9 protein-coding genes are annotated in these 9574 nt (G+C 58.4%); 2 read left to right on the top strand and 7 right to left on the bottom strand.

The window, feature by feature from the left end:
- Positions 1 to 55: 55 nt before the first annotated feature.
- Positions 56 to 742 carry an isonitrile hydratase gene (inhA, locus tag IAI51_RS25070; protein WP_187680919.1) on the bottom strand — a complete coding sequence of 229 codons (687 nt, stop codon included), beginning with the start codon at positions 740 to 742 and terminating at the stop codon, positions 56 to 58.
- A gap of 89 nt (positions 743 to 831) precedes the next feature.
- On the opposite strand from inhA, the gene IAI51_RS25075 reads away from it, so the two are divergent.
- Positions 832 to 1857 carry a GlxA family transcriptional regulator gene (locus IAI51_RS25075; protein WP_187680920.1) on the top strand — a complete coding sequence of 342 codons (1026 nt, stop codon included), beginning with the start codon at positions 832 to 834 and terminating at the stop codon, positions 1855 to 1857.
- Between the two features lie 35 nt (positions 1858 to 1892).
- On the opposite strand, the gene IAI51_RS25080 is transcribed toward IAI51_RS25075, so the two are convergent.
- From IAI51_RS25080 to IAI51_RS25105, 6 genes are all read right to left on the bottom strand, one after another.
- Positions 1893 to 2555, bottom strand: coding sequence for a hypothetical protein (locus IAI51_RS25080; protein ID WP_187680921.1), 663 nt, complete (start codon positions 2553 to 2555; stop codon positions 1893 to 1895).
- Between the two features lie 74 nt (positions 2556 to 2629).
- Positions 2630 to 3019, bottom strand: coding sequence for a hypothetical protein (locus tag IAI51_RS25085; RefSeq protein WP_187680922.1), 390 nt, complete (start codon positions 3017 to 3019; stop codon positions 2630 to 2632).
- A gap of 378 nt (positions 3020 to 3397) precedes the next feature.
- Positions 3398 to 5224 (bottom strand): glycoside hydrolase family 15 protein, encoded by a 1827-nt coding sequence (locus IAI51_RS25090; RefSeq protein ID WP_187680923.1) that lies wholly within the window; start codon positions 5222 to 5224, stop codon positions 3398 to 3400.
- Positions 5217 to 6017 carry a glucose 1-dehydrogenase gene (locus tag IAI51_RS25095; protein ID WP_187680924.1) on the bottom strand — a complete coding sequence of 267 codons (801 nt, stop codon included), beginning with the start codon at positions 6015 to 6017 and terminating at the stop codon, positions 5217 to 5219. The genes IAI51_RS25090 and IAI51_RS25095 overlap by 8 nt, the downstream gene beginning before the upstream one ends.
- Before the next feature lie 129 nt (positions 6018 to 6146).
- Positions 6147 to 7151 carry a terpene synthase family protein gene (locus IAI51_RS25100; protein WP_187680925.1) on the bottom strand — a complete coding sequence of 335 codons (1005 nt, stop codon included), beginning with the start codon at positions 7149 to 7151 and terminating at the stop codon, positions 6147 to 6149.
- A 182-nt stretch (positions 7152 to 7333) separates the two neighbouring features.
- The gene (locus tag IAI51_RS25105; RefSeq protein WP_187680926.1) at positions 7334 to 8467 is read right to left on the bottom strand and encodes a cupin-like domain-containing protein; all 1134 of its coding nucleotides are present in this window, start codon (positions 8465 to 8467) and stop codon (positions 7334 to 7336) included.
- A 129-nt stretch (positions 8468 to 8596) separates the two neighbouring features.
- Between IAI51_RS25105 and IAI51_RS25110 the strand changes: the two genes are divergently transcribed.
- Positions 8597 to 9334, top strand: a complete 738-nt coding sequence (locus IAI51_RS25110; RefSeq protein WP_187680927.1) for a thioesterase II family protein — start codon at positions 8597 to 8599, stop codon at positions 9332 to 9334.
- The last annotated feature ends 240 nt before the right edge of the window (positions 9335 to 9574 follow it).

Genomic DNA, 9574 nt, shown 5'->3' on the forward strand with positions numbered 1-9574 from the left:
GTCAAAAGATCGCAGCCTTCGGCAGCTCCTACAGGGTTTTGTGGATGGCTGAGGATCAGCGCAAGTTGAGTTTCGCCGCCGCGCGCCCGGTGATTTCCGTGCGCAGTTTCAACGAAGGCGCCGCACGCAGCCGGGCTTCATCGACGATTGCGCTCGGCGCTGTATCGGGGCTGCCGGCATTGAACGGCGGTGCCGGCGCGTACTCAAGTTGCAACTGCACCAGTTGCGCCGTGTCGGCATCGACCAGTTCAGCCGCCAGCACCAGGGCAAAATCGATCCCGGCAGTAATCCCGCCACCGGTAAACAGATTGCCGTCACGCACCACCCGATCTTTCACCGCAATCGCGCCCAATGTCGGCAGCAGATCGTGATACGCCCAGTGCGTGGTTGCGCGTTTGCCTTGCAGCAGGCCCGCCGCGCCAAGCACCAACGAGCCGGTGCACACCGACGTCACGTAACGCGCCTGCGCCGCCTGACGTTTGATAAAGCTCAGCGTCTGCTCATCTTCCATCAGCGGCCCGACGCCACCGCCACCGGGCACACAGATCACATCCAGATCCGGACAGTCCTCGAACGTGGTGGTCGGCTTGAGCAGCAACCCGGTGCTGGCGGTGACCGGCATCAGATCCTTCCAGATCAGATGCACCTGCACGCCCGGCAGCGAAGCGAGCACGTCGTATGGCCCGGTCAGATCCAATTGCTGAACCTGCGGAAACAACAGAAAACCGATCTGCAGCGTCATCGTTCTTGCTCCATTAAAAGGGGTGGACGGCTTTACTGTAGGCGCGTAGGTTTTGGCGAATACGCCAATTACCCCACGAATTACGCCAAATGCCCAAAGCCATCCATGTACTTGCGTTTGCCAACATGCAGATCCTCGATGTCACAGGTCCCTTGCAGGTATTCGCCTCGGCCAATGATCTCGCCCGTCAGCGCGGCTTGCCGGTTCCTTATGCGCCGTCGGTGATTGCCAGCGAGGGCGGGGCGGTGATGTCATCGGCAGGCTTGGCGGTGCTGGCCGAACCGTTACCGGTGGAGCCGAGCGATACGCTGATCATCGCGGGCGGCTGGGGGATTTATTCCGCCGCTGAAGATGTCTCACTCGTGGACTGGGTGCGGGAACACGCAGCGAAATGCCGGCGCGTGGCCTCGGTGTGCACCGGGGCATTTTTGCTCGCGGCCAGTGGCTGGCTCGACGGTCGTCGCGTCGTCACCCACTGGACCCGTTGCGAGCAACTGGCGCAGCAGCACCCCAACTTGCAAGTCGAAGCCAATCCGATCTTCATCAACGACGGCCCGGTCTGGACCTCGGCAGGCGTCACCGCCGGCATCGATCTGGCGCTGGCCATGGTCGAGGAAGACCTCGGCCGCGACATCGCGCTGGACGTCGCCCGGCATCTGGTTGTGTTCCTCAAACGCCCGGGCGGGCAGTCACAGTTCAGCGTGACGTTATCGCTGCAGAATCAGGGCAATCGATTCGATGATCTGCATGCGTGGATCGCCGAAAACCTGACCTGTGACCTCGGTGTTCCCACCCTCGCCGAACAGGCCGGCATGAGCGAGCGCAGCTTCGTCCGCCACTACCGCGCCGACACCGGCCAGACCCCGGCGCGGGCGATTGAACTGATCCGAGTAGAGACCGCGCGGCGGCTGCTCGGTGATACCGGGTTGCCGGTCAAACGAATTGCTGCCAATTGCGGGTTTGGCAGTGAAGAGACATTGCGCCGCAGTTTCCTGCGCGCTATCGGCGTGACGCCGCAGGCGTATCGGGAGCGGTTTTCGGTTAGTGCTGCAACAGATACCAGTAGTGCTGTAAGCAATCCTCAGCAGGGCGGTGAACCGCACTATCAAACCTGATTCGATCTCGATAGGGGAGCGTTTGGTACGCGATTTTAAGGGTGGGTCAAACTCAGTTCATGGTGCTTCACAATTGTATTGTATAGGTGGATTGGATCGTTAAAGAGGCCATAGATATAAAGGAGGATGCTCACTGCAACACATCCTACTAGGTAATAAGGAGCGTACTTGTTGAGGCAAGAGTCAGGTTTTATTTCAACCTTCATGACTCTCCGCAGGAAAAATCCCATCAGGATTATCAGAAGGGAGGTGACGATCAGCAGTATGGTGTAAACAGAGAAGTCGATTTGTTGCAGTGCATAGGCGAATGTTCCAAGCAAAGTGAATCCAAGCACAATGCTCAAGAAAGCTGTTCCACCTGTCAGAAACGAAAAATGCTTCGAAAATTTATTGATAGCCGTGCTGGATCGGTATTCGTACACGTAGATTGCAAGCACAAATGACCAAACGATGAAAAAAGGCAAAGTGCTTGCAAGCAATTTATCAACAACCATTCCTTCGATATCTATCAAATCTGACAGAAGTTTGTTGTTTGTGATGAGTTTGGCGATCCATTGGTAAGCGTCGGAAACGATAAACCGTCCAATCACAAAGTAACCCACTCCCGCTCCCAATAGGCAGGACATAAATAAAACCAGGTTTCTATATTTTTTATGGATATCCATCGCTGTTTTAAAACATTCTTCTAGTGTTTTCAAAATCTTCCTCGAATTTCAGAAGTAAAGAGCGTCTGAAGTTTTTCATCGCCAAAAATATTTAAAGCTAATAATTACTAGCTATCAACTTCCGCCACCTGATTGAAATACTTCGTCCGATCCGGGGTGAACGTCACCACCATCTTCGTCCGTGAACACTTCAGCGAGCGCTCATCACTCAAATCGATATCCAGATCTTCTCCGCGCAACCCTTGCCATTGGGCGAGGTATTTCAGTGAGCCGTACTTCTCGTTTTTCTTCAGGCTGCGGCTGACGCCACCTTTCCAGCCGAGCACCGGCAGTTCACCCGCGAGGCATTGCAGAGCTAGGTCGGGGAAGCGGGTGGCGCGCTGGCGGCCGATTTCCCAGCATTTGATCAGGCCTTTGTCGGCGGCTTCCCACAGCTGGGTGCGGGTCAGGCCGGTGCGCAGGGGGGATTTGATGGTGCGCTGGACGTGCTGGGACATTCTGGTTCCTTGAATTCGGGTTTTGTTGGACAGCTCCGCTGTGCCCGTTGCGCTTGATGGTAGGGGCGGATGTAACCGCTGGCAACAAGGTATTTCGGGGTGTAAGCGCAAGTTGCGGGTGGAGGGATTGAGTGGTGGTGTTTAGCGAATGTAGGAACTGAGCCGCGCAACTGTGGTGAGGGGATTTATCCCCGACCGGCTGCGCAGCAGTCGCAAAGTCAGTGAATGCGGTATTTCTGGAGGATTGCTTGTGGAGGGTTTGGGGCTGCTTCGCAGCCCATCGGGGATAAATCCCCTCGCCACAGGGAGGGACGGATTGTAGGAATTAGTCTTGCTGCGAGTGGGAGGTGGCAAATGTCCGACAGACTCCGATGACAATTACGGCTGCCACTCACTCTTTTCCCCACTCAACCGCCGATCAAGAAAACTCGCTGCACTGATCAATGCCAGATGCGTCAGCGCTTGGGGGGTATTGCCCAGATGCCGCCCATGACTGTCGAACTCTTCGGCGTACAGCCCCAACGGATTGGCGTAGCGCAGCAGTTGTTCGAATTCCAGATGGGCCTTTTCCACTTGCCCGGCACGGGCCAGGCATTCGACATACCAGAATGAACACGCGGCAAACGCGCCTTCAGTGCCGGTCAAACCGTCGATGTTGGCGTCATCATTGCGGTAGCGATAAACCATGCCGTCGCGCACCAGCGTCTTTTCGATGGCCTCAAGCGTCGACAGCCAGCGCGGGTCCTTCGCGCTGACGAAACGCACCAGCGGCATCAACAGCATTGAACCATCTAGGGCGGTGCCACCCTTGTACTGCACGAAATGCCCGCGTTCTTCGTCCCAGAAGTTGTCCCAGATGTCGGCGTAGATCGCTTGGCGAGTCTGATCCCATTGCGCGAACGGTGCCGGCAACGAGCGCTTCGAGGCCAGCCGAATCGCCCGGTCCAAAGCCACCCAGCACATCAGCCGCGAGTGCAGAAAGTGATGTTGCTCACCACGCATTTCCCAAATGCCTACATCCTTGGTCTGCCATGTCTCACAAACCTGATCGACCACTTCGCGCACGTGTTTCCAGCCTTCGTGGGAAATCGCGTCACCGTACTTGTTGACCAGATACACCGCGTCCATCAACTCACCAAAGATGTCGAGCTGGATCTGGTCATACGCGCCATTGCCGATCCTGACCGGTTGCGCACCGCCATGGCCTGACAGGTGGGTCAATTCGGTTTCCGGTAATTCCTGACGACCGTCGATGGCGTACAGAATGTTCAGTTTCATCGGTTGGCCACAGCAATCGCTGACCCGTCCGCGCAGCCAGCCCATGTAGGCGTTGGCTTCACTGACGAAACCCAGGCGCATGAACGCGTAAACCGTGAACGAGGCATCGCGGATCCAGGTGTAGCGATAGTCCCAGTTGCGTTCGCCGCCGGGGGTTTCTGGCAGACCGAAGGTGGCTGCGGCGAGGATCGCACCGTGTTTGCGTGAGGTCAGCAACTTGAGCGCGAGGGCGGAGCGGTTGACCATTTCCCGCCAGCGCCCGCGATAAATCGACTGACCGATCCAGTCGCGCCAGAACTTCAGGGTGCGCTCCATGCAGAAATCACCGGCACCTTCGGCAAAGCGCGGATCGTCGGTGGCGCCGAGCATGAAGGCGGCGGTCTGATTCTGTTTGAGGGTGAAGCGGGCAACCGCTGCATCTGCGTCGACTTGCATGGCCTGATCCGAAGCCAGACGCAGTGTTGGTTGCCCTGTGGCACTGAACACCACGTCTTTTTGATCCAACTGCGCACGGGTGTCGGCGCGGGAATAGTCGTGACGAACGGCGCAGCGCATGTGGAACGTCGCCTCGCCACTGACCACCCGCACCCGCCGCATCAGCAGTGGCAAGTCATCTTCACTGTCGCCCACCGGCAGCATGTCGGTGATTTCCACCACGGCATATTCACTGAGCCAGCGGGTTTGCAGAACGTTGGTGTCCGGCAGGTAAATCTGCTCGCGGCGGGCATCGGGCAAGTCCGGCGCCAGTTGAAAAATCCCTGCGTCAGGGGTGTCCAGCAGCGAACAGAAAATCGATGGGCTGTCGAACTCCGGCCAGCAGAAAAAATCCACGCTGCCCTTGTCGTTGACCAGTGCCGCACTGCGCATGTCGCCGATGATGCCGTGGGCGTCGATCGGGCTTTGTCGTTCTGGATGATGCTCAGCCATTGCCGCGAAACTCCGGATAGAGGCTCATGCCGCCGTCGATAAACAGGGTGGTGCCGACGATGTAATCGGCGGCATCGGAAGCGAGAAACACCACCGCGTTGGCGACGTCTTCGACATCGCCGATGCGACCGTAGGGGATCAGCTCAAGCAGTTTTTCGCCGGCCGCGCCTTCGGTGGCTTCTTTATTGATGGCCGTGCGGATCGCACCCGGCGCAATGCCGTTGATGCGAATGCGCTGATGGCTGACTTCCTGCGCCAGAGACTGCATCAACAGATCGACGCCGCCCTTGGACGCGGCGTAATTCACATGCCCGGCCCAAGGGATGCGCTGGTGCACCGAACTCATGTGAATGATTTTGCCGGCGGCCCGGGACACGCCTTCGCGCACGCCCTGGCGGTTGAAAATCCGCAGGGCGGCGCGGGCGCAGAGGAACTGGCCGGTGAGGTTGACGCCGATCACGGCGTTCCAGTCCGCCAACGACATGTCCATAACCGCCGCGTCTTTTTGCAGACCGGAGTTGGCCACCAGAATGTCCAGCGAACCGAAGGCGTCGAGGGTCTCGGCGAACAGTCGTTCTACGTCATCTTCCTTTGACACATCGGCGCGAATGGCAATCGCCTGACCGCCGTCGGCGATGATCTGCCGGGCGAGTGCTTCGGCGGGCTCGGCCTGGCGGTTGTAGTTGATGACCACGGCGGCGCCGGCAGCGGCCAGGGCCTTGGCGGCGGCATGGCCGATGCCGGAGCTGGCGCCGGTGATGAGGGCAACTTGGCGGGCGAGGGAAATCTGCATGAGTGTCAGGGCCTGAAGCGTTGGTCTTGAATAGCTGACTGGCCGGCGCAGGCGAGAGTTCAGTGAAAAAATAGCTGTCCCTGCCAGCCCAATGCGCTTTGAGGGGGCATCGCGTATTAAAACGATCGCTCAGATGTGATAGCGCGCACTGTGTTTATGCCATTCCCGATTGCCCGCAATCCAAGTGGTCAAGCCGTTCAGATAGCGTTTGGTCAAAGGCGTGGCAGTGCTCAGCAATTGCTTTTCAAGCGTTACGTATTCCTGCATGACGGCATCATGAATATCCGCCGATTTATCGATGGCATCTTGAAGCGAGCAGTCGTGTCTGGCCGCGAGCAGGTAGGGAAGCTTGAAGTCTCCCGTTTCCTTGAGGTGCTCTTTGTAAGCGGAATACAAGTCGTTGACCAACGTCGTGGCCAGTGCTGCCAGCGCGCTGATGCGGTGAATCTCCGGCTGGGAATACAGGTTGGCGGGTACTTCGTACCCCCCGATAGCATCAATCAGAACCTGACAGGGCCAGAAACTGTTGACCTGTCGGCTGGCCAGGTATTCCGCGATGGTGGGTTGGGTGCCATAGATACGCCACGGAGCTTCGGCAGCCATGGTGACGAACATGGCAATGGTGATTTGCCGGACTCGAGCCACTTGTGAGGGTGTGCAGAAATGACCCACGCGTGTCATGTAAGCCAGCAATCCTCTGATCACCGGGTCGCGCGTTTGTTGTTGCGAGAGTTCTTCATCGAAAGGCGCAGGCAAATAAACCGGGTCGATAGCCGTGATGGCGAACGACAGCATTTGGGCCACATTCTCAGGGCGGCCGCCAAGCGATTGGTCGTCACAATAATGGTCATCCACCGCGAACAATGCCGCGAAACACTGCGCTGCGAGCAGCAACCTGTCCGGATCGTCCGTGTCGGCATGGCACAACATTGCATAGCGGCCGAAGTCACTGGCGCGCAGTTTCTCGTGTTTACCGGCAAAGATACCCACGCTCGGTATCCACGCCATCAGACGCTCGTTGACCTCCTGGCCCAACGCCTCATCAATGCGTGTGGGTGGAGGGCAAAAGAGGTCGCGAACGACAAAGGGCGCAATTGCGCTGCGTGGTTGTGACGAGATCGTGGGCTGATTCATTGTGTGCTCCTGTTATCGACGCTGACTCAGGACACTGAACGCAATAGTCGGGTCCGTGCTTGACGGGCGAGTTCCTGCGTAAGTAACGGTGGGAATATGAATGCGCTTTGTCGGGAGAAAGCACACCTGTCAGGTGTGACAGGTGCGCAGGTTTTGCGACGGGTGGTGGAGTCACTCGCGGCTTACCAACCGCGCCCCGAATTCACCCAGAAATTCACCGACAACGACGTCGACACCGACTCGACCTGATGGAACCAGCCTTCCGGCAAAAACAGCAAATCTCCCGCCTCAAGTGTCACGCGCAGAAACGTCACATCCCGCGCCGCCGGGAAGCGTTCGTAGTCCGGCGCATCCGGGTTGAAATCGCAGCCATCCAGTCCGCCCTTGGGCGCGGTCGACCAGGTGCCCAGCGCTTCACGATGATGCGGCGCGGCGATGGTGAATTTCTTCTGTCCCCACACCTGCGCAAACAGATTGTCGGTGTCATCGCGATGCAGTGGCGTCAGCGTGCCTTTGGGGCCGATCCAGATGCGCGGCGGAATGAACTGCGAGGGATCGAAGTAGCCCGGGTATTTGATCTGCTGCATCAATTGCGCCGGCAGAATGTTGTTGCCCATGTAGGCCGGCGGTTCGCCGTCTGCGCCTTTGGCTGCAGGCTTGTCCAGCGAAGCAATGAAGTCGGCCATGGAGGTGGAGCGGAAATCACGTTCGGTGGAGAAGGTCTTCTTAACGTAATCGCCATGGCGGGTGATGCCTTGCAGTTCGGCGAAATGCACCAGCGACTCTTCGCGACTCAATTTGAACAACGGCCAGTCGTGCAGCGCGTTGCTGATCACCACGGGAATGCCATGGGGCAGATAGCGGCTCTTGAACTCGGTCACCGACAGCTCACTGCGCGAACGTCGCTCGACGTTCAATTGGGTCGGCAGGCCGGCGGTGAGCTTTTCACTGAAGCGCGGCGGCGTCGGGTAACGCTTGTTCATGTCGACTTTTTCCGCCACGGCGCCGCCGTGCATCGCATGCTCGATGATCTGCGGCAGCAGGGTCGCCAGGCCCATGTTGCCGCCGATCTTCAGGCGACCGCTGGCGAAAAGTTCTTCGACGTTGGCCATGCCGCCCATGATCCCGAGGAAGTCGCGCTCGGCGACTTCGATGGTCACATCAGGGCTCGCGTGTCGGCCAGACACGGTGCGACTGCTGGCCTTGACCTCGGACCAGTAGGCCTGCTGCGGGCCAAACACGAATTGAAAAACGCCTTCGATGCCGACGGCACCGGCATTGGCGAACAACTTGCCCAGGATGCTCTGCAGGTCCACGGTGAATCCTCATTATTGGTTTTGGCCTGAACAGTTAACGAGCGCCTGTGCAGAGGATTTAGCGGGCGCCGACTAATTTGATCGGGCCGCGATCCGTTTCTCTCTACAGACGAATTTTTTGAGGGGAGCGTGGTGACCAAGCTGACTCTGCTGTGCCTGCCGTACTCCGGCGCCAGCGCGATGGTCTACAGCCGCTGGCGGCCGAAAATGCCGCAATGGCTGCACTTGCAACCGGTGGAACTGCCGGGGCGCGGCGCGCGGTTCGACGAGCCGCTGCACACCGACATGCGAGCGCTGGCGATGCAATTGGCCAAGGAATTGCGCCCGACACTCAAGACCCCGTACGCGCTGTTCGGTCATAGCCTCGGCGCGTTGCTGGCCTGCGAAATGGCGCATGCCTTGCGCGCGCTGGGATGTCCGGAGCCGGTGGCACTGTTTGCCTCGGGCACGGCGGCGCCGACGATGCGCGCCGATTACGATCGCGGTTTTGCCGAGCCGAAAACCGATGCCGAGCTGATCGAGCAATTGCGCACGCTCAACGGGACGAGCGAGGAGGTGCTGGCCAATGCCGAGCTGATGAGCCTGACCTTGCCGATCCTGCGGGCGGACTTTCAGTTGTGCGGCATGTTCGAACCCTTGCAGCGACCACTGCTCAACTGCCCGGTGCATGTGCTCGGCGGCAAGGCTGACCGCGCCACCACTGAGCAACTGATCGGCTGGAGCAAGGAAACCCGTGGCAGCTTCTCGGTGGACATGCTGGCCGGTGGGCACTTCTTCATCCATGAGCACGAAGCCAAAGTGCTGAAGGTGATCAAGGATCAACTGGATGTGCACCATCGCCGGCATGCCATGGCTGCAACAGCCTGACCAACGCCGTTTCCCCTGTAGGAGCTGCGGCACGCTGCGATCTTTTGATCTTGATCTTTAAAATCAAAAGATCGCAGCCTCGTTTCACTCGACAGCTCCTACAGGGAGCTGTACACAAAAAATCCCAGCCCCACCTCCCGCCTGACAGTTGTTCTCATTCGCTAATTTTTCCGGTCTGCATTCGTTTTATAGGGACGACGTGCCTTTGTGCTGCCTGCCTACTGATCCGGATGCCAAGAA

Source organism: Pseudomonas sp. N40(2020) (assembly GCF_014472415.1).
Lineage (GTDB): Bacteria > Pseudomonadota > Gammaproteobacteria > Pseudomonadales > Pseudomonadaceae > Aquipseudomonas.